2 protein-coding genes (1 of these 2 cut by a window edge) are annotated in these 22,483 nt (G+C 67.1%); both read right to left on the reverse strand.

The genetic code is table 11. The features are described from left to right. The gene (locus AXYL_RS24385; protein WP_013395540.1) at positions 1-1,824 is read right to left on the reverse strand and encodes an efflux RND transporter periplasmic adaptor subunit; all 1,824 of its coding nucleotides are present in this window, start codon (positions 1,822-1,824) and stop codon (positions 1-3) included. Continuing rightward, positions 1,817-22,483, reverse strand: partial view of a DUF4347 domain-containing protein gene (locus tag AXYL_RS24390; protein ID WP_041654226.1) — the 3' portion only. 11,256 nt of this gene lie beyond the right edge of the window; only the last 20,667 of its 31,923 coding nucleotides appear in the window; the start codon falls outside the window, past its right edge; the stop codon is at positions 1,817-1,819. Before AXYL_RS24390 ends, AXYL_RS24385 begins: the two co-directional genes overlap by 8 nt.

Here is a 22,483-nt window from a genome sequence, read left to right on the forward strand (position 1 = left end):
TCAGCCGAACCAGGCCCACCATTTCAGGCGGAGCCAATCGAAAAATCCGTGCGTCCAGATCCAGACGTAGCGGCGCTCGTCGATATCGATGCGGCCCACGCCTTCCATGCCCGGCCGCAGCGCCTGCGCCGCCTTCTCATCCAGGCTGGCCTCCAGACGGAACACCGTTTTGCCCTCCTGCACCTGGGCCAGCGGAACGATGCGCGTGACCGTGAAAGGGATCTGCCGGTCAGGCATGGCCGCCAAGGCAACCCGGCCCGTCTGCCCTACCGCCACGTCGTCGATCAGCCGGTCTTCGACGTCCAGCCACAGCCGGTAACCATCTGGCGGCGACAGCTTGAACAGTTCTTGCCCGCGCTTGACGGCTTCGCCCAGCTGCTGGCTCAGGTCGCCGCTGACTATCGTGCCGTCGAACGGCGCGCGCAGGGTCGAACGCTGGATCTGTTCGCGGTGGAACTGCATCTGCGCCAGCGCCTGGCGCGCCTGCGCCTGCGCAATCGCCGACGCCGCGCTGTCGCCGCGCGCCGAGGCCTCTTCGGCCTGTCGGCGGTACTGCACTTCCAGGTTGCCGGCGCGCAGCAGTTCCAGCTCGGTTTCGCGCGTATCGAGCGCGGCCAGGGTATCGCCCTGCTTCACCTGGTCGCCGGCGCGGCGCGTCGCCTCGCTGATGTAGCCGTCGAAAGGCGCCGCCAGCACGCGCTGCACCACGCCCTGCACGGTGGCGGTAGCGCTGATGCGGTACGGCCCGTGCGCGAACACGCCCAGCGCCACCGCGGCCACCAATGCCATCGCGGCCAACTTGCGTCCGATATGGCGCGGCCCCAGCAGACGGCCCGCTTCGCGCACCGCCCCATCGCGCCACTTGCGCCAGAAGGGGCGCTCCTGCCTCAGCCGCTGGTACAGCACGCGGCCGGCGAGCAGCACCACGCTCTGGCACAGCTCGATGCTCTGCCGGTCAAAGGGCAGCTTGTCCGGCCGCTCGAACACGAGGGCGCCACGCGCCTCATCCTCGGGCGCGAACGGCACGGTCAGCACATTGCCGTTGCCAAACTCGCGCGCCAGCTTCTGATGCGCGCGTAGCTGGATGGTGCGGGCCTCGTCCTGCGGCAGGCACAGCGTCGTGTTCTGGTCGATGGCCTCGTCCATGGCCTCGGCGACGGCGCGCATCAGATTCATGTTCTGCACCAGCCGGCTGCTGTGCGACAACGCATATACCTTGGAGCGTCCGTCCTGGCGAAAGCCGATGCTGACGCGGTCGCATTCCAGGCGGGTGGCCAGATCCGTGACCAGCGTCAGCGCCACATCCTTGAACTGGCCTTCCTTGAGGGCGCGCGCCACGCTGTTGATCACCACCATCAGCCGCTCGACGGTCTGCGCGCTGTCGGTTTCCTGGCGCTGCAACAGCCAGAACTCCAGCACTCCCGCGCCCCAGCGCAAGGCCTGCACCACGGGCTCGGGCGCCTGCACCGCGGTTTCGAACGCGGCTACGCCATGAATGCGCCCGCCCAGCACGATGGGATAGGCGACCACCAGCCCCCGCGCGTCGGCCGCTACCGCAACCTCCCGCTCTTGCAGCGATTCGTCGACCGCGCCATAGAACGCCGCGCCGGCGCGGCTGCCCGCCGGGTATTGCGACACCACTTCGAATGGACCGGCATCCGGTTCGCCCAGGATCAAGGCCGCATGACGCACCGCCGCCAGTTGGCCGGCCTGCAAGGCCAACCAGGCGTCCAGGAAAGACTGGCGGTCGCTGGCAGCCGACAACGCCGACCACCAGGCCAGGTCCGCGCGCTTCACCTGCGCGGGCACGACTGCATCATTCATCCTCGCTTCCAATCCCCGTAAGCTCGGGTTCCCGGCGCCGCACGCTCAATCCGCGCTTGCGGGCAGCCTTGGGTTCCCATGTATTGGTCTTCGAATTGAACACGACCGTACCCTTGCCCGCCGCGCCCAACGCCCCGCTCAAGCCCAGCAAGCCCACCCCTGCCGCCATCGCCGCCCGTTCGGCCGCGGACGCGTCGGACACCGGAACCTCGGCCTGCGCCCTGGCATCCGGCTGCGCGGCTTGCGCGGCGTCCTCAACCGCCGGCGCGGCATCCTGCCGCACGGAGTCTTCCTCCGGCCGGGACTGCGGCGCCGGGGCTGGCGCAGCGTTCTGCACGCCGCCAGCGTGGCTTTGGCCGCCATCCTGCACCGTCTGATCCGTGCGCATCGACACCTGATGCGGCGCAGCCGACGAAGCATAGTCGGAAAGCCCGCCGTCGTGGCGCTCGATCACGATGTCGGGCCGCGCCGCGCCCAGGCTGACGCGCGCGGCCATGGCACGCCCGTCCACGCCCGAGTGCCCATCCGTCGCGCCCCTGCCGGCAAGCGCGCCGAATGCCGGCCGCGGCCAATCGCCGAAGTTGCCGCTCCAGGAGTACAGGTTCTCCATGGCCCGCGTGATCAGGTCGGGCGTATTGCCACCCTGGCCGAAGCGGATCAGGTTGATGATGCGGCCACTGGCCGGGTCGATGTAGATCGCCGCGAAGTCGCCCACCATCACATCCTTGGAGAAGTCGCCGCGGAACTTGTCCGCACCCAGGCCGCCCAGCATGTAGTTGCCGCCCGGCCCCGCCAACAGGATGTCGTCGCCGCCAAAGGCGATATCGGTGGTCTCGATCAGGCTGACGCGGTCGTTGACGAAGACCACGCGGCCGTTGTCGCCCAGCATGACGTTTTTGCCCGCGCCGCTCTCCAGCTGGTCCGCGCCCATCCCCCCGAGCATCACACCCTCGCCATTGTTGTAGAGGTTGTCCGAGCCGCCCGCGGACGAGTACAAGGTTTCGAACTGGGCGATGCGGCCGGCGGCGGTGTACAGCGCCCGGGCGCCGTCGCCGGCGATCAGGTTAAAGCCGCCCGCGCCCGCCGCGCGGATGAGGTCCTCACCCATTCCGCCGAACAAGGCATTGCGGCCCGCGCCCACCGTGATGGTGTTCAACCCGCCCGCCGGCAGATTGATCGTCTCCAGCATCCGTAAACCAGCGCCCGCCAGATAGCGCGCACCGGCGCCCGGCGCCGCGGTGTCGATGAAGTCGCCGCGGTCGCGCAGGTAGTTCACCGGGTCCACGGTGACGATGCGGCCGAAGTTGGCGAATACGATGTTGTTGCCGTCGCCCGCCGCAATCGTGTTGCCCCCGGCGGCCAACCCGTCGGCCATGCTGCCCACGGCCAGGCCGGCGGCCTGCTCCGGTGTCAACACCAGAGTCAGCGCCGCCAACGATTGCAGATCCGCCCGCGCCGCCGCGCCCATGTCCATCGGCGCGCCCAGGTCGATGTTCATGCCGGCGTTCCCGAACACGATGTTATTGCCCTGGCCCGCGTCGATGGTGTTGTGGCCGCCGCCGCCCGCGATCAAATCGTTGCCCAAGCCGCCGAGTATCCGGTCGTTGCCCGCGCCGCCATACAGGATGACGCCCTGCGTGGTGCTGCGCGCATCCAGCACGTTGTTGCCGGCCGCGCCGAAATGCAGAGCCTGGCCCGCCTGGCGCTGGCCGGGCCGCGCGGTGTAGTAGGCATCGTCCTGGCTGGTCGAACCGAACAGCAGCACCGGACGGTCAGCGCCGCCCACCGTGCCGCCCTCGGCCACCAGCAGGTTGTTGCCGCCGCCGCCCTGCACCAGCGTTACCGTGCCGACCGTGGCGTGGCGCACCGTGTAGGTGTCGTCGCCCTGGCCTAGCATGGTGTTGACCGACTGCACGCCATGGAAGATGACGCCGCGGTCATACACATGGGTCCCGGCCTGGCCGGTCAGCGACACCGTGCCGCCCGCGCCGCCCAGGCCTGGCGTCATGCCCAGTCCGGTGATGCGGCCGAAATCGGCCGCCTGCGCGTTGTCGTACAGCCGGCCCAGCCCGCCCAGGTTGTCCACCTGGTCCTGCATGCCCGTCTGGCCAGCGCTCGTGCCATCGTCGAAGATCCGGATACGGTCGTTGGCAGGAGCCGTCGGCGCCGCGCCGTCGTAGCGCGCGCCCAATACGCCGTCCGACTCGCCCGGCAGCCCCACGCCGGCATGCAGCGCGCCGTCGTAGCCCGGACGGTCCAGCGTGCCCCCTTCGACCAGCAGGGTTCCCTGGATGCCCGACACATCGTGCGGCTGATCGCCGAAATTGGCGTAGCCGATGCCCGTGGCAGGGTCGACCGCGATGACCGGCTGGTCGGTAGCGCGCGGGCTGCGGACCTTGCCCGGTTCGTTGGCCGGACCGGCATAGGCCGGGTCTGCCACTCGCACCAGGATGGGCGGCAGCGACACATCCTGCAGGCCCGGCAAAGTGGTGAAGAGCGAGGCGGACAGATGCAGATCGCGGCCCGCCAGACTCAGCGCCGGCAGGCCGACACCGGTTCCGTCCTCGACTTTGATCAAAACCTGCTGCGCGGCGCCCCAGGCCTGCGCCCCGTTTCCATTGGCGTCGAAAGCCAGCACCACGCTTTGATGCCAGGTCTGGCCCCCGTCCGTGGACAGCAGCACGCCCCGCCCCTGCAAGCCCTGCATCGCAGCCGCCAGCGCGTCCGAGGAAGACAGGCCCGTGCCTTGGGACAGCGATCCGTACAGGGCCGAAGCCACCATCGCGCTGCTCAAGGACACATAGGCCTGGCCGGAAGCCGGGCGCGGCAGCACGCTGGCATCCAGGCTCACCGACAGCGACAAGGTGTTGCCACCGTGGGCATTCAACTCGCCCGGCTGCGCCGCGATACTGACCGGCTGCGCGCCATCGAATACATCGCGCGAACCGCCGCGGCCCGTGACGATGGTGTTGCCCGCCACATCTCCCGACAGGTCGAAGGTATCGCTGCCGCTGCCGCCAATCAGGGTCGTGATGACGTTGCTGCGGGTGGACAGCACATAGATGTGGTCATTGCCTTCGCGCGCATCCAGATTGACGCGCTGGATGTTCTGGTAGCTGGTGTTCAGCCCCGCGCCGCGTATGCCTTCCTGCGTCAGCGCAAAGGCGTCGGCGTCCTCGGAACCCAGTATGGTGTAGGTGTTCAGGCCCGCACCGCCATCGATGGCCACCGGCCCATTGACGACATAGCCACGTTCGCCGTTGGCCTGCGCTTGCGCCTGCTTGAAGGCGTACACCATGAACTCGTCGTCGCGCTTGCCGCCATGCAAGGCCAGCGGCGCGGCATTGCTGTAGACGCGGAACACATTGCTGCTGTTCTCCGCGCCATACAGCGTCATGCCATAGCTGTTGCCGCGCGACAGATAGCCCTGCGTCGTCAGCACCGTGCCGATCGGGTCGGCGCCAGCCACTTGCGGAAGCTGGCGGTCCAGCGCGTACAACTGCCCGACCTGGTACTCGTTGCGCTTGGCCGGGTCGCTGCCCAGGCCGCCGTCTATGACCACATGGGTGCCGGTGTCGTCGATATAGAAGCGGTTGCCGCCATCCACCGCATTCAGGCGCAGGCCGCCCGTCATGCTGCGGTCGTAGTTCACGCGTTGCACCGCATCGGCGTAGCCGGTGCCTTGCGGCGTAATCCTGGCAACGTAGTTGGCGCGGATCAGGAAGCTCTCGTCCTGCGCCGTGCCGTTGATGGTCAGCTTGTTGACGTCGGCCAGGTTCTCGCGGCTGTGGTCGTCGGAATCGTGGACGTTGACGATGATGGAGGTCAGCGCCGCGTTCAGGTTCACGATGATGTGATCCACGCCGCGGCCCGCGTCCACGTCCACGCGGTCCGTCACGCCAGGACCGCCTTGCTGGCTGGTCAGGGACGGCAGCTGATCCAGCACGATGAGATCGTTGCCGTCGTTGCCGCGCAGCGAAATCCCGCCCGCCAGCGCACGCGCCGACAGGTAGATGTAGTCATCGCCCTCCCCCCCCTGTACTGCGGCGCCGCGGGCCAGCAGAATCCGGGACATCCAGACCTTGTCATCGCCCGCGCCGGCGTCCACGGCCAGATGGCCCAGGAAGTCAGACTCCGACAGGGTGACCAGGTCCGCGCCGGAACCCGTCGTGATGACGGAATTGCCGCCTACGGTCACGGTGTGCAGCAGCACGGCGTTGTCGCCATTGCCCGCTTCCACCGTCAGTGCGCCAGCCAGGCCGCTATCAAGCAAAGTGATCTGATCGGCGCCAGAGCCGGTCGTGATCAGCGTATTACCTCCGACTGTCACCGTGTTCAGCAGAACGGCGTTGTCGCCATCGCCCGCTTCCATGGTCAGCGCACCGGTCAAGCGGCTATCCAGCAGCGTGATCTGATCGACGCCAGAGCCGGTCGTGATGCCGGTGTTGCCACCCACGGTCGCGTGGTTCAGCAGAACGGTGTTGGCGCCATTGCCTGCGACCACCGTCAGCGTACCGGCCAGGCCGCTACCTTGCAGCGTGATCTGGTCGACGCCGGAACCGGTCGTGATGGCGGTGTTGCCGCCCACGGTCGTGCTGTCCAGCAGAACGATGTTGTCGCCATCGCCCGCGCCCACCGTCAGCGCTCCCGACAGACCGCTATCCCGCAGCGTGATCTGATCGACGCCGGAACCGGTAGTGATGGTGACATTGCCGTCCACGGTCGTGCTGTCCAGCAGAACGGTGTTGTCGCCATCGCCTGCGTCCACCGTCAGCGCTCCCGACAGACCGCTATCCCGCAGCGTGATCTGATCGACTCCGGAACCGGTCGTGATGGCGGTATTGCCGCCCACGGTCGCGGTGTCCAGCAGAACCACGTTGTCGCCCTCGCCGGCCTGCACGGTTAGCGCACCGGCAATCCGCGTATTCAGCACAGACACCGCGTCGTCACCCAACCCGGTCTGCACCAGGGCATTGCCGCGCAGCTCGGAGGTATCGAACACCACTGCATCGTCGCCGTCCAGGGTACGCACGACGGTATCCTGCTGATCGATCAACTGCGCCAGCAGCGTCACGCGGTCCCGGCCCGAACCGCCGGTCACGTCCAGCAAGACCCCCTGGGTCAAAGCCCCATTGCCATCCACACCGCCGCCGATCTCGGCGGTGGTGCCGAACGTGATGGCGTTGTCGCCCGTTGCACTGCCGTAGACATGGACCTGCGGCGCCAGCAGACGGCCATTGATGTCCGCCACCGCGGCCTTGCCGTAGCCGGCCTGGCCGCGATCGTCGCGGTCCACGCGCAGGTTGATGCGCTGGCCCGCCTGGACCAGCGCGCCCGGCATCAGGCCGCCGCGGCCCGCCACCGACAGATTGTTACCCGCCAGCAGACTGAGCACACCCATGACGCTGATCACGGAATCCGCCGCCAGGACGATATCGCCCGACGCCGTGGCCTGGCCGGTTTCGTGGCGCGCCACCAGCCATGCGTTATTTGCCTCGATGCGGCCGACGTTCATGGACAGCGCCTGCGACACGCCTTGCGCGTCATCCGCCGCGCCCACCTGCACCAGCGCCACATCGCCGCCCGCCAGGGCGTTGATCGTAGCCTGCGGCCCCACCGCCGCCACGATCAAGGCGTCGTTGACCTGCCCGCCGGCGGTGTCTGACTGCGCATAGCCGCCTACCGAGCCGCCCGCCGTGAAGTACAGGCTGCCGCCCGTCACGACCGCGTCCGTCCGGCTGCTGGAAACTCCCGGATGCGCCGTCTTGTCGTTGACGATGCTGGCCTGGCTGGCCAGATGCACCTCGTCGCGTGCGCGCGACTCCACCCGCGACAGCGTCAGGTCATGGACGCCCAACTGGCTGAGCGATATCGAGCCCTGGGCCGAGGCCACCAGATGGCCGGACATGTCCGTCAGCAGCGGCGAGCCCAACTCGCCTATCGTGCCGGACAGGGTTTCCAGCCACACATTGCGCGCCGTGACGGCGGCCTGGCCGGACGCCGTGCCGTTCAGGATCGAATCCAGCGCGTAGATGCGTGCATCCCCGCGGACCCCGTTGGCATCGACCACATCGATGCCGCCCAGGCGCAGACTGTGCATGCCGTACAGATTGACGCCTTGGGCCGCCGAGGCGCGCACCACCGCCTGCGAGTCGCCCTGCGAGATGCTGATCAACAGCGGCGTGCCCTGTTGCGACAGGTCCGCGCCCAACTGGCCCACGGACTTGCCCGCGATCAGGACCACCTCCCGCGTGTAGCCCAATGCGGCAAGGTCCGTCGCGCTCAGATCCGACAGCACCACGTTCGCATACTGCCGCTGCCCTGCGGCCGTGGCGTTCAGGATCGATTGCCCCGCCTGCAACGTCACACTGCCGGCCGACACCACCTGGCCGACCAGCAGATTGGCGTCCGCTTGGTAGGACGAGCCGCCTGCCGCCGTGCCCTTGGTGTGAGCCAGGACCAGGTTCAGGTCCTGCGCGCCCAGCTGCGACACGCGCGCCACGCCGCCTGCTTCCACGTACAGGGAGTGGCCGGCGCCCAGGTTCAGCTGCAGGTGCTTGCCGCCATCGTATTGATAGATGCCGTTGGCGTCGCGCGTGCTGCCCACGACGTCCTTGTCGGCCACCAGGCTGACCTGGCCGACGCTCTCCAGCGTGCCGGCGTCGGTGCCGATGATGGAGCCGCCCTGTGCGCTGACCGTGATGGTGATGCCTTCCTTGGCATGGATGTCGCCCAGGCGGATGCTGCCCTGCGGCGAGTCCAGGCCCACCGTGGTGTCGCTATACGCGGACACCACGCCGTTGACGGCCTGCACCGCGAGCGAGCGCGTCAGTTTCAGCGTCAGATAGCGCGGGTCACGCATGTCGCCCACCAGCATGCCGGCGCTCAGCGCCTGCGGGCTGGCGCCATCCTGCGCCATGTACGGCACGCTGATCTGGCTCCATACCGGATCCAGGAAACCGCTGCCGATATCCACCACCTGCACGCCGTTGGCGCGCGCGGCATCGATATTGGCCTGCAGCTGGCTGCGCTGGCCGGCCGTTGCGCCCTCCAGCATCTTGCTGTTGTAGATGAAGACGTCGCGGCTGTTCTGGTACAGGTCGAAACGGTCGGCAAACAGGAACTGGACGGCGCTGTTGGCCGTCAGCGTCCTGCCCAGCATCAGCGACGCATCGTTGGAGAACAGCGGCTCGAAGCGCTGCCACAGCGACGTGTCGGAGAAATCGACGCTGGCGCGGTCCAGCGGCATGGTGCCGGCCGGGCCGATGTAGCGGTAAAGCGTGTGATAGACGCCCGCCAGATTGACCGCGTTGGCGCGCGACAGGATGGCCTTGTCGGCCTCCGGCAGCGAGTCGAACACGTTGGCGCGGTCGGCCTCCGACAGCCCGCCCAGGCTGGGCAGTTGCAGGGTGTAGTCGCCGAGTTCGGCGCCGATCGAGCCCTGGCCCGAGGTGCGCAGCACGATGTCCGCGCCCGCCTTCACGTTCAGGAAGCGGTCGGCGGGCGGTGCGCCCTCGCCGCTGCCTTCCAGGTCGAAGACCTGCTCGTTGATGGCCGCCGACACCGGATACAGCAGGTTGTTCTCGATATTGCGCAACGTCGCCGTCGAGAAATAGAAGAAATGGCCCGCATCATAGGTCTGGCCGTACAGGGCGATCTCCTGCGCGGTCTGCGCGGGCGCGTCGGCACGCACCGAATAGACGCGCGTATACGCCTCTACCCCCGCCCCGTTCAGGCTGGACGCGTCGAACGCCAGCGTGATGGCCTGGCCCAGGTTCGGGTACAGCGCCAGCAAGCCGTCGTTCTGCCCGGCGCCGGTCTGGTAGAGCATGGCGTCGGCCAGCGATGCCGCCAACCGGATCGCGCCGTCCGCGCCGACGACGGCGTAATAGGCCGTGTCGGCCCGCACGTCGCCCACGGAATGCCGGAAATAGATCTCGTCGCCCGTGCGCAAGGCACGCAATTGCCCGGTGCCGTCATCGACGATATTCATGTTGGCCAGCTTGAAACTGCCATCCGCCACGGCGATCAGTCCGGAGACTGCCGTTCCAAGGGCGGATTCCAGCCGATCGCGCCAGTAGTTGTGGTACTCGGCCGTCTGCGCCAGTTCCTTGTCGACCACATAGTCGTAGACGACCTGATTGCGCGTCGACTTGACCAGGTCCTTGGTCGCTGCGATGTCCAGCGCGGCCGGCAGGTAGTTGGGATCGAAGCCCTGGTTGCGCAACTGTTCATGCAACGCTTGCAGCTGGGCGCTCAGGCCCTCGGTGGAACCCGCCGCCTGCGTCTGGAACAGATGCGTGGAAACGGTGAACATGCCGCGCACGTCCGCCGCCGCAAAGCCGCGCAGCAGTTCACCCGTGATGCCGGCATCCGTGAACAGCGCCTTGGCCAGCGCCTGCCCTTCGGCCGTCTGGTTCAACGCCTGGATCTGCTGATACAGCACCGCCTGTTCCTTGGAGGCGAACAGCTGGATCGTATTGTTGGCGCCCACCAGCACGTAATAGGCCACATTGGTCTGCAGGCTCGACACCTTGCCGGTCTGCAGGCGCACGTCGTTCAGGTACACCCGGTCGAAATCCTGCAAGCCGCGGTAGCCCGTCACCTGACCGTTGGCGTCAGTGACCGGCACGATATTCATGTCGGTCAGCGTGATCACGTTGTCGGCCTGCACCGAAGCGCCGCTCGCGGCCGCGTCCAACAGCCTGACAGTAACTGCTCCCGGAGCATTGCCCGCCAGGGCCAGGATCTTGCCCACCGTGACGGGGTCGCCGCCGTTGAAGGCGCCGTCCACGCTGTCGGACAAGGTCACCACGCGCCCGTTCACGCTCTGCACGTAGTAGATGACCGTCTGCGTCGAATTCGCAAAGCTCAGTTCGACGCGCTGGCCCTGCACCAGGCGGTCCGTGCCCGGCAGCGTCAGCGTGGCCACGCCGAACTGCGTCAGGGACTGTTGCGCGAAGCCCGAATCGACCAGGCGGATGCCTGCATTGACGGTCTTGCCCTGCAAGGTCGGCGTATAGGCGCCGGTTGCGGCCGGATCGTGGACGTTGGTGTTCTTGTATACGTCCAAGTCCATCAATTGCGATTTCTGCGCGTAGACCTTGCCGCTGAAGGTGATGCGGCCGGTCAGCCAGTCGCTATCGGAACTGGAGGCCGTCAGCGGATTGCCGTTGGCATCGACGATGGTCAGGATGTGCAGCGTGCCGTTGTCGTAGACGCCCAGCTCGTGGCCCTGCAAGGCGCCGTTCTGGTTGGTCATGTACAGCTCCAGACCCGCCAGCGAGATCGACTGCCCGCTCTGCAGCAGCGCCTTGATGCTGTTGGCCAGCTGCGTCCGCGCGCTGTCGCTCAAGCCCGCGCCGGTCAGATCCCAGCTGAAGCTGTTGCCCATGTCCACGTACTCGGCGTAGCCCGCGCCGGAGCCCGATTTCTCCGTATAGGTGTGGAATGGCAACAGGTTGCTGCCATACCAACCCCAGTAGGACGTCGGCGTATCGGAAGTCAGCACGCCCTGCTTGAGCGCAGAGGCGCCGAAGCCGCGCTGCACCGTGTAGGCCACGGCCAGCGACGCCGCGCCCGAACTCGTACCCTTGCCCAGGCCGGTCAGGCCGTACACCAGTTCCGCCGGCAGGCGGGTCGAAACCACCGTGCCCAGGCCGTTGCGGATGTAGTAGTTCTTCGTCTCCACCGCCGCACCGGAGAAGGTCACGGACACGTGGTTCTGCGAGTTGTACAGGCTGTTGGCGGGCGAACCGTCCGCCTGGACCAGGCTCAGGGACTCGATGCGGCGCGTATAGCTCACGCCGTCTATCGTGAAGGTGATCTCGCTGCCGATCAACCCGTTCCCGGCATTGTTCATCCACTGGTTGTAGGCCTGCACCGAGGAGACGCTTCCTGGCATGCTCCAGCCCAACTGCGTGCCCGAAAGCAGCAGCTGATTGGAGACCACGGAGCGTTCGACCACGGACCATGCGCTATTCGGCGCGGTGGCAGTCAGGTTCGCGTATAGCGATCCTGCGCCCGTGCCGATCTGGTCGTTCGGGTTCGCCAGGTTGTGCTGCAGGATCGCGTTGACGATGGCCGACGTGATGTCCTGGTCGCCCGCTTGCGGCGAGCCGATGGCGCCCACCGCCGGCACAGCGGGCCGCACCGTGTCGGTGGTTCCGGTGTAGCTGCCGGCCCCGGCCGTATCGGTGCCATTGCTCAGCACGATGTTCAGTTCGCGGTGGCCGTTGGGATCGGCCGTGGTCAGATCGCCCACATAGGGCGACTTGAGCCGGATGAGGACGGTATCGAAACTGTTCGACCCCCACCATGATCCCGTGGGCAGGATCTGGTCGATCGACAGCACCTGCCCGCCCACCAGTATGGTGGTGTAGCTGCGCATTCCCGCCAGCACGCGCTGGGCGTAATCGACGATAGACGGGTCCGCCTTGGCGGCGAATTGCGTCATCTGATCGGCGCTGAGCTGCAAGCGCAGCGTGTCCGATCCCTGCTGCGTGGTCAGGGCGCCCGTGGGCAAAGTGAAGGAGATCGGCAGATTGGAGTTGGACTGCTCGGCCGCTCCCGCCAGCGCATACGACGGTCCGTACAGCACCCCCTGGCTGCCGGCGGTATAGCCCAGCGAAGCCAGCGACACCGGCCCGGCGCCCGGGTTGGACGGATCGTACAGCGTGAAGCTGAACTGATAGACGCCATTCGCGCCGCTACCCGCCACCAGCCCCAGATACCCCAGGATCTCGGTGCGGGCGTTGCCGTTCAGGGTGTTGTTGTACGCCAGACGCACCAGGCGTTGGCCGTCGACGGCCGCCTGCAATACCGCTGCATACTCGTCGGCCGCCATGCTGACCGCCAGGTACTGGCCGCCTTCGGCCTGCGTGCTCAGGTAGGTGCCCGCGCCGCCCAGCGTCACGCTGGCGGTCTGCAGCGAACGCACGCCGGACCAGTAACTGTCGTATTGCGCCAGCTGCGCGCTCAGTTCGGCCAGGATCTTGGCCGTGACCGTGGGGTAGGCCTTTTCTGTCGCGGTGCGCGTGTCGGCCAATTCGCCGTCCAGCAGCGAGCCGCCGTTCAGGCTGATGTGCACGCCGCCCAGCTCCGCATAGACGGCCGCTTGCGGGTTGCTCCAGTTCACCGGCTTGACCAACGTGAGATCGGCGTTCAGGACGTTCTGCGCCAGATAGATGCTCTTGTCGGCGCCGGCAGGGCCGCCAGCCAGGCCCGCCTGGGCCGCGAAACCCTGGCGCGCGTGGATGACCAGCGCCTTGGATGCCGTGCCGATAGCGCCATAACCGGCGTTCAGCTCGATCCGGTTGCCCGAGACCACCGTGTCGTTGCCGGCGGACGCATGGCTGAAGATGCCGTTGAGCGCTTCGATGTAGACCGTGCCCGCGGACGACGCCACCTTTTTCAGCGAGGCCCAGGAACTGGCGCCGCCGTCCGAGAAGTAGTTCAGCCGGATGTCGTTGCGCGCTTCGGCCCGGGTGTAGCCGTTCGAACCCATGATATTCAGGTTGATCGCGCCGCCCAGCGCGATGGCGTCGACGTTGACCACGGCGGATGCGCCGGACGGCATCTGGCCGTTGACGTCGCGCGCCATGATGCCGACTTCGCCCTGCATCGTGATGGAGGTCGGCGTGGAGGCCGAGACGGCCTCGATGTGCACGGTCTTGCCATTGCCGACGATCAGGTTGCCGGCCAGCGTCACGTTGCCGTTGCTACGGATGTAGATGGCGTTGTCGCTGTTGCTGGAGCCCAGGAAGCTCAGCGTGATCTCCTGCGATGCAGGAACATAGAAGGTGAACAGCTCCTGCTGCTTCTTCTCGACCACCTGCGTGAGCGTGGTGGTCTTGGTGCGCAGCCAGCCGCCGCCGCTGGTGTGCGGGCCGTCGTTGCGCACGATCACGCCGGTATTGAACTTGCGGTAGGCCACGCTGAACGCGGACGTATCCAGCGCGGTGCCGCCCGACGATTCCAGGCGGTAATGCTTGCCGTCGGGGCCGACGATGTCGCCGTTGGCATCCTCGACCAGGCTCTGCGTGCCGCTGCCTTCAATCGTGGACGGCAGCAACGCATCGTTCAATTTGCCGCTGGCTTGCAGCTGCTGCTTGAGCGCGTCCGGCACCGAATTGATGCCGTCGTAGGCCAGGACGGTGGACACCAGCACGGGGCGCGGCGTCTCATAGACCGTCACCGGCCCGGACTTGGTGGTGTCGTTGTCCGTCAGCCAACCCAATGGGTCCCAGTCTCCGAACAGGTTGAAGCGCTTGGTGGTGTAGACCGTGGTAGTGGTCTCACCCGACGTCCAGCCCATGACCCAGACCATCATCTGGCCGGTCTGCGGCTTGTATGACAGGGTCAGCGTGCGGCCATCCTGCAGCGTGCCGGCGGAATTCTTCAATCCGCCCGCATCGCGCTGGCCCGCAGCGTTCTCGTAGACCCAGATCCAGCTGAGCGCGAGAGGATCGGCCGGGTCGGGCGTGACCTGCACGAACTTGTTCCAGACCGTGTGCACGACATTGTTCAGGCCCTGCAGTTCGTACAGGTCCTTCTGGCCGCGCGACGTGTCGATGATTTCGATGCGGCCGCGGCGATAGGTACTGACGTCGATATCGTGCGTCACCAGCGCGTAGGTGGTCTGGTTATCGATATGGACCGAGGCGTAGCCGTTGGCCACGACCAGGTTGCCGTTGCCCACCGACACGATCTGCCCGGTCAGCGAAATGCTGCCCCCCGCCAGCCTGATCGGGTCCAGGATGATGGTCTGCGTGGCGTAGTCGAAGCGGCCCGTGATGGCGCCATAGCGGTTCAAGGATCCGTCCGCGCTGAACGATACGCCGTTGATGGCGTAGCCATTGCCATCCTGCAAGGCCTTGTCCTGATCGCCGCGGAACGAGCTGTCGATCTTGATGTAGGCATCGGTGACGCCGCTCTGGATCTTGCCGTCGATATTCAGCGTCAAGGCCGAAATGCTGATGGCGCCCAGGGCGAAAATTCGCGAATCCCGCGCTGCCGGATTGTCATTCAGGTACTTCGAGAACGGATCGAGCTTGGTGTAGCCCCACTTCAGCAGCACGTTCTGCATCGTGTCATCGATGCCGGTGCTGACGCCGCTGTTCTTCAGGGCGTTGATGACGCTCTGCCACTTGTCGTTCAGGAACGTGGGATCGACGCCCGAGTTGTACCAGCCTTCGCTTTGCAGGCTGAAGTTGCCCTTGGCCACGATGTCCAGGCTGAGCGCCTGGATGGTTCCCGACACGTTGATGCTGCCCAGCGCGTTGACCACCGACACCTTGCCCAGCGGGTTGACCACCGCGCCCATCAGGCTCAGGTCGACCGGCGCGTTCGCAATCATCTTCGCCAGGCCATTGTCCGGGTCTGACGGATCGTTCAAGGCCCCGCCGAACGGGTCCGCGGCCCAGCCGTTCTTGATCTGGCTGATGCTGACCTCGGCCGTGTCGGCCCCCGACGCGCCCTTCACGGACGCGTCGTTGACGTACAGGTGTCCGGTCTTGAAGACCTTGAGCTGGCCGTCGGACCCCGGGCGGATGATGGTGCCGTCCAGCACGACCGCGTCCCTGACGTTCATCAGCATCGGCGAGTCGTTGACGATATTGATCTGGGTGTTGGCGCGGGCGTCGATGCCCGACCGGTACACGCCGCCGGTATCAGTCGCGTTCACATAGACCGAGCCGCCGGACGCATACATATCCGGCATGTCGATGAAGAACGTGCTGAACGAATCCAGGTAGCGGATCTGCCCGTTCTGCAGCTTCACGCCCATCTGGATGCTTTGCAGCTGCTGCTGCAAGGCGGCGATGTTGGCCTGATAGCGCGCGACGGCCTGCGGGTTCGAGGCATGCTCGGCCTGCATCCGCGTCAGCGTGCGGATCTGCTCGCTGATGACATTCTGCTGGCTGGCGTAGCGCAGCGTGGGCTGGGCGATGTCCACCGTCTTCAGCACGAAGTACAGCTTGCCGACGTTGCCGGCGGCTGTGCTGCCGAAGTTCGACTTCAGGGCGTCGCCCACCTGGGTGGCAGTCGGATTGCTCAAGTACATCCAATAGCTGCTATTGGCGTAGTCCTCCGCCGCCAGATCCAGATCGCGGCTGTTCGGGCTGTTGTAGCGGTAGTAGCTGCCGTTGTGCTCGATGATCATCCCGGCCGTGACGTTGACCTTGATGTCGCTGGCGCTGAACGCCGTCAGCTCATAGCGCACGTCGATATTGACCGTGCCTGGCGCTCCGTCCAGGCTGGTCTTGCCCGCGCCCAGCAGTTTCTCCAGGATCGCCTTGACCGCGGGCGAATTCGAGTCGAACCGCAGAGGAGCTCCCGCAGCGGGTAGCGTGGCGCTGGTATAGCCCAGTTGCTCCAGCAGTTCGGCCGGGATGACGAACAGGTTGGCCGCATTGTTCACGCCCGCAATGATGCGCGTGGCCGCTCCCGTGGCCACCCTGCTGGACGTGGTGTCCACCACACTGTCGGCCAGCTTGACCGTGGGATTCAGGTTCAGGCCGATCACCTGCACCGAACCGTTCACGCGCGCCTGGTCCAGCTTCGAGGGATTGGTCTCCAGCCGCACGTTGCGTTGGGCTTTGAGCAGCGAGCCGTTGGCCGCTACCCCGTCGATCAGCACAGTGTTGATCTGGCGCGCCTTGGCGCCGCTGTCCACCGCCGGCACCTGGGCGATTCCGACCAGCGTGAACGACACGTTATCGTTGGCCAGCAGATAGCCGGTCGACAGCGGGTCGGTCGCTTTGCCGTTGCCTGCCAGCGCCAGGATGTTGTCGCCTTCGATCGAGGCATTGTCGATCTGGATGGCGTTGCGCACCGTCAGATCGTTGTTGCTGTCCGACTTGCTGAAGCTGGACACGGAAACCACCAGCAGATCGCTGATGGTGGTTGTCACGCCGCGCGTGTTCGCGGCCATGACCACGTCGCCGAAGGCATTGCGCAGGAATGCGCCGTTTACCTTGACCTGGGCGAGCGTGCCGTCGGTGCTGAGGTTGTTGGTCGACAGCGTCACGGACACGCCGGACACGCCGGTGATCTTGTTACGCTGGGTGTAGATGATGTCGTTGGTCGCCACCAGGTCCAGCATGCCCGGGGTATCGAAATTGCCCCGCGCCTGCACCACGGTCATGCCCGCCGTGTCGATCGTGCTGCCGGCCTGCCGCGCGCCGCTGACGCTGATGGTCGACTCGGGCTTGAGCGTGACCGTGTGCTTGCTGACGTCGGCCCCCGCCACTCTGACCGAATAGCCGCTCAGGGTGGAGGTACCGCGCACGGTATTGTTGCTGCGGATATCCAGCTTGTTGCCGATCACTTGCGCGCCGCCGCCGATGTCGATGGCGGACTTGCCGCCCACCACGACATCGATCTTGCCTTGTCGTCCGGCCACCAGCGCAATCGTGCCGGCGTCCATCTTGACGTCCACCGACTGCACCTGGTCCGCCGTGATGCTCAGCAGGGTGCCATCGATGCGGGCGTTGTTGCCGATCTGCACGCGCGTATCCAGCGCGGTCGTCAGCGTGGCGCTGTCTATCGATACCGTCACCCCGCCCACTTCCAGCGAACGGGCCTCGGCCAGCAGGCCGGCCTCGCCGTTGCGCTCGGTGGTTCCCTTTGCCGTAACGCCGATGATGGCGCCCTGCAGCGTCGCGTTATCCACCGACGCCTTGAGCGAGCCGCCCAGTCGGGTTTCGGCGCTCATCACTCCCACACCGATCACGCCGCCGGTGATCGCCTTCGAATAGGCGCGGCCGTAGTACGTGCCCTGCGCGTTGATATTGACCATGCCCGGGTTCTCGCCCTGGCCCGGGGCGCTGACCGACAGGCCCTGCAGCACCGCGCCATTGCGCGCTTCGGCCAGGGTTGTCGTGGCGATGTCCACCAGCGCCTTGTTCACATTGACGGCCAGCCCCGTGGTGGCGGCCACGCCGGCGGTCTGGGTCTGGCCGAAGTCCACGCTCACCAACGCGTTCATGTCCACCAGCGGCGCGCTGACGGTCGCGCCGTCCACGGTTGCCGTGGTCGCGTCGCGCGCGATGTTCTCGGCAATGCCTACGCCGATCGCCGCGCCCACCATGCCCACCGCAACGCTGACCTGGGTCAGGTCGATGTCGGCGCGGACCTGGGTATCGGCCTTGATCTCGACCTTGCCCAGCGCCCCCACCTTGCCCGTGCCCGAAATCCGCGCGCTGACATTGTTGCGGGTGGTGTTGGTCACTCGCACCCCCGCGCCCGCGGCCGCGATGCCGCCACCCACCGCCACCGAGGCGGTGACCGCGTCCAGGCCCTTGAATTCGGTCTTCTCGACGGCCACGACGGAGACCGCGTCTTGCGCGCCGACGTTCCTGCCGCTGGCGGTATCGATATACGCGCTGACCTCGTTGGCCGCCACGCTATCCACCAGCGTCACAGCCAGGGCCAGGTTCAAGCCGAAATTTCCCGGCACAGGCAGCGAGGCCGCCACCGCCACGCCATAGGCGCCGGACTTCAGGATGGTGCTGCTGTCCTGGGCGCGCACATTTATGGAGCCGGCCCCGCCGGAGATGCCAGCTATGGCCTGCGACCCCGCGATATAGGCCGACGTCGCCGTGGCAAAACGGTTGCTGACCTGCACCCCGGAACCGGCGGCAGACCCGCCAAAACCCGCCACCGCCACGCTGCCGGCGAAATTGACGCTGGTCAGCGTTTCGCTGGACGTGGCCAGCACGTCCACATTGCCGCGATTGACGGAGATAGTGCTGTTCTCGATGTAGGCCAGCGCGCGGTTCGAGCGGTTCACGCCGTCGCCAGCGTGCACGCCGAAAGTATTCCGGGCGATGGAGACGCCGATGCTGGCCCCCAGGCCCGCGCCCGTGACGCTCACCGACACCGCGCCGCTGACCGCCTTGATGCTGGAGCTGTTGTCCGCCTTGACCGACACGCCCGTGCCGGCGGTGATGACGGATCCGCTGATGTAGCCGCCTACGTCGTTGGCGACCGTCTGCGTGCTTTCGGCGCCCGCCCCCGACACCGCCACGCCCGCAAAGCCCGCCGCCACCGAGGCAGCGACCGACACGCCGTCCAGCGTCACGGTTTCCTTGGCCGACACCGCCACGGCGTCCGACACCTTCAGCGTCGACGAGGTCACGGAAGACTGCACGCTCATGGCAGCGACGTTGCGCGCCACCGAGGCGCCCACCGACAGCGATCCTCCCTGCATCGCGAACGCCAGCGACGCGCCGATGGCCTTGGCCTCCAGGGTCGCAGTGTCCTCGGCGACAATGGTCGCCCGCGCCATCTGCGCCCCCGCGCCGGCGCTAAGCACCGAATTCGACAGCGCCGCCTCGACCGCGCCCAGCGCCTTGTTGCTGGCCAGCGCCACGCCGACCGACAACGCCAGGCCTTGGGAGGTGCCGGCCAGGCTTGCGCCTGCGGCGGTCGCCTTGAGAGTGGATTGGTTGGACGCCTTGATGTACAAGCTGTCCGCGGCGCGCACGTCGGGATCGATCTGCGTCAAACCGTTGACCTCGGCGCGCGTGACGGCGCGCGAGGTGTTATAGGCCGACGATCCGGCCGCGGCGAGCGCAGCCCCCTGATACGCGATCCCCACGGCGCCGGCCACCACCACCGCTTCCAGCGTCTGCACGGTATCGGCAGTGACGTTGATGGCGCCCAGATTGGACACCTGGGTGTTGGCGAGGCTGGCGCGCGCGCCTGCCGCCTGCGTGATCTCATTCTCGGCCAGCGAAGCGCCGATGGCCAACGAGCCGCCCGCGGCCGTGAAGGCCACGCTGGCGACCACCACCGTGGCCTTGATCGTGCCGCTCATGCCGGCGTCTATCGTCAGCGCGTTGGCGCCATTGCCACTGACGCGCGAATTGCTCATGATCGCCACGGCGGACGACCCGATCACGTTGTGCGCGTCGGCGCCGCCGCCCGCCAGCGAAATCCCGCCCAGGCTGACGCCGGCGGCGATCGACACCGCCACCGCAACCGTGTGGATGCTGGCTTGGCTATCCGCCTTGACCGTGATCACCGGCGCGCCGGTGAAGTTCACGCCATCCACCTTGGCCAGCGTGTCGTTGGCGACCTCGTTCTGGGCCAGCGACACGGCCACCGACAGCGACGCCGTCGCGCCCAGCGACACCGCGACCGAAATTGCCACGGCGGCAATCGTGCTGTCTATGCGTGACTGGTCCGTCGCCATGACGGACACACTGGCCGCGTTCCAGGCGTGGGCCTGATTCTGGTCGGTGATGCGGGCCGTGATGGCGGTCTTGATCTTGTTGACCGCCCGCGCCCCCGCGCCAGCTCCCGATACCGCGAGGCTGGCGCCATCGACGATAGGCGGCGCGTAGGCCACCGATACCGCCACCGCGCCCGCCACCACCACGGCGTCTATGCTCTGTTGCCAGTCGACGCTGCCATCGCCCTTGAATTTCACATTGCTGGCATCCACCGTGACGGCGCCCGCGGTCACCGTACTGCGGTCGATCGACGCCGTGATCTCGTTGACCGGCCGGCCGGCCCCCAACGCGACCACCTGGCCGGCGCTGTTGACGTCGTAGCCGATGACGTTTTCCGCCATGGCCACGCCCACGGACGCCGAAGCGGCGGCGTAGTGGCTGACCGACACCGACGCGGACATGCCCAGCACCACCGCGTTGATCCGGGACAGGCCCAGGGCCCGCACGTCCAGCCCGCCCTTCGTCCCGCCCGCGCCCTCCGTGCTGATGAATGCATCCGAGATACCAGCCTGCACGCTGGCCGAGATGACGTTGCGCGCCAACGCGCCACCGCCGCCGATGGCGGCATTGGCGCTGTCGCCCACCGACACCGCCACGGACGCGCCCAACACCACCGACAGAATGTCGGCCTGCTGGCTCGCGCTGACGGACAGTCCGGCTCCTGCCGTCTGGATATTGCCGCCCCGGATGTCGGCATGCACCGTATTGAAAACCTTGTTGACCGCAACGCTGGTGCCGACCGCGATCGCCACGCCTGCACTGCCGGCCTGCACGCTGACCGCGCCGCCAACGGCAATGGCCGTGATCGTGGCCCGGTCCGACGCCGACACCGTTACGCCCTGACCCGTGCCGTTCGTCCGGATCACGGAGTTTTCGACCAGCGCGCGCACTGTCGTGCTGATTTCACTGATCGCCACCGACACGCCCACCGACGCGCCCGCGCCCATGCCGCCCGCGGAAACCGCCACCGCCAAGGCACCTGCGACGGTCACGATGCTGCCCGTGTTTTCGGCGTTGACGCGTACGTCCCCGGCAATATATCCATTGTTCAGCGGGACCACATTTTTCAGCGTGGCCTCCACCGATCCGCCGATGGTATTGCCGCTGCCCGCGCCGGCGCCCGCCCCGGCGAATCCCTGCCCCACGGCGACTGCCGCCGCTACGCCTATCGATACCGAAACGATGCGCGATTCGTTGATCGCGTCCACCGCGATGCCATGCGCCGAACCGATGGCCGTATTCAGGTTGCCGTTGCCGGCGCCGCTGCCGTCGATATACGCCCGCGTCTGGTTGTTGACGGTATTGTGGGTCGCCGACACTCCGGCCGCGATGCCCGCGCCGCTGCCCGGCGACACCGCCACGCCCAGGCCGCCGGCCACGGCCAGCACATAGCCGTCGTCGCGCGCCTGCACGGCCACGCCCGGCGCGCCGCCTGCCGACAGCGCCTCGACCAGGCGTGCGTTGCGTATGCCCGCGTCGTTCTTGCTGTTCAGGCGGTTGACCGACACCGCGCCGCCCGCCGACACCGCCGCCGTACCCACGGCCACGCTGCCCGCCACGGTCACGTTGTGGATCTGCCCCTTGAAGAGCGAGGCCACCTCCACGTGCGCGCCGCGCACGGCGCCCTGCGTATCGCGGATCTGCGCCGAAATCGAGTGCTCGCGCGCGTTGCCCGCGGGCGCGCCGCCCAGATAGTTGTAGGACAGGCTGGCGCCCACCGCGACGCTCGCGCCCTGCGATCCCAGCCCCAGGGCCACCGCGCCCGCCAGGCTGTTGATCGTGGATTCGTCGCTGGCCCGGACCACGATATCGCCGCCAGCCGCAACATCCTGTCCGACCGCAGTCTCGCCGATCTCGGCCTTGATGCTGTTGGCGATCCAGTTCAGCACAGCCGATCCGCCAAAGCCCACATTGGCGCCGGACCCACCGGCCGCGACCGCGCCGCTGACCGCCATCGCCGAAATCTGCGCATTCAACCCGGGCGACAAGTCATCGGGCTTGGCAAAGGCGGCCTGCACCACGATATCGCCAGTCGCCGACAAGGAAGAACGCAGCGCGCCCGCGTACACCGTATCGAAGACCTGGTTGACCGCGAAAGCCATGCCGGCGGCCACGCGGCCGCCCACGGATACCGCCACATTGCCGGCCAACGCCGCGATGCTGGCGACGTCGCGCGCGACGATGCGGATATCGCCCGAGGTCGCCGTCACCGACGAGTCGCGGATCTGCGCGTGCACCGTGTTCTGGATCGTGTTGACGGCCAGCGATCCGCTTACCGCCACGCCCGCGCCGCCGGCCAGGCCGATCGACACGTTGTAGATGCTGGCGCGCTCTTCGGCGCGCACCTGCACGGCCTGGGCCTCGACGGTCGCCTGCGCGATCGCCGCGCGCACGCCATTGCGCATGTCCGCCACGCTCAC

Source organism: Achromobacter xylosoxidans A8 (genome assembly GCF_000165835.1).
Taxonomy (GTDB): Bacteria; Pseudomonadota; Gammaproteobacteria; order Burkholderiales; family Burkholderiaceae_B; genus Achromobacter; species Achromobacter xylosoxidans_B.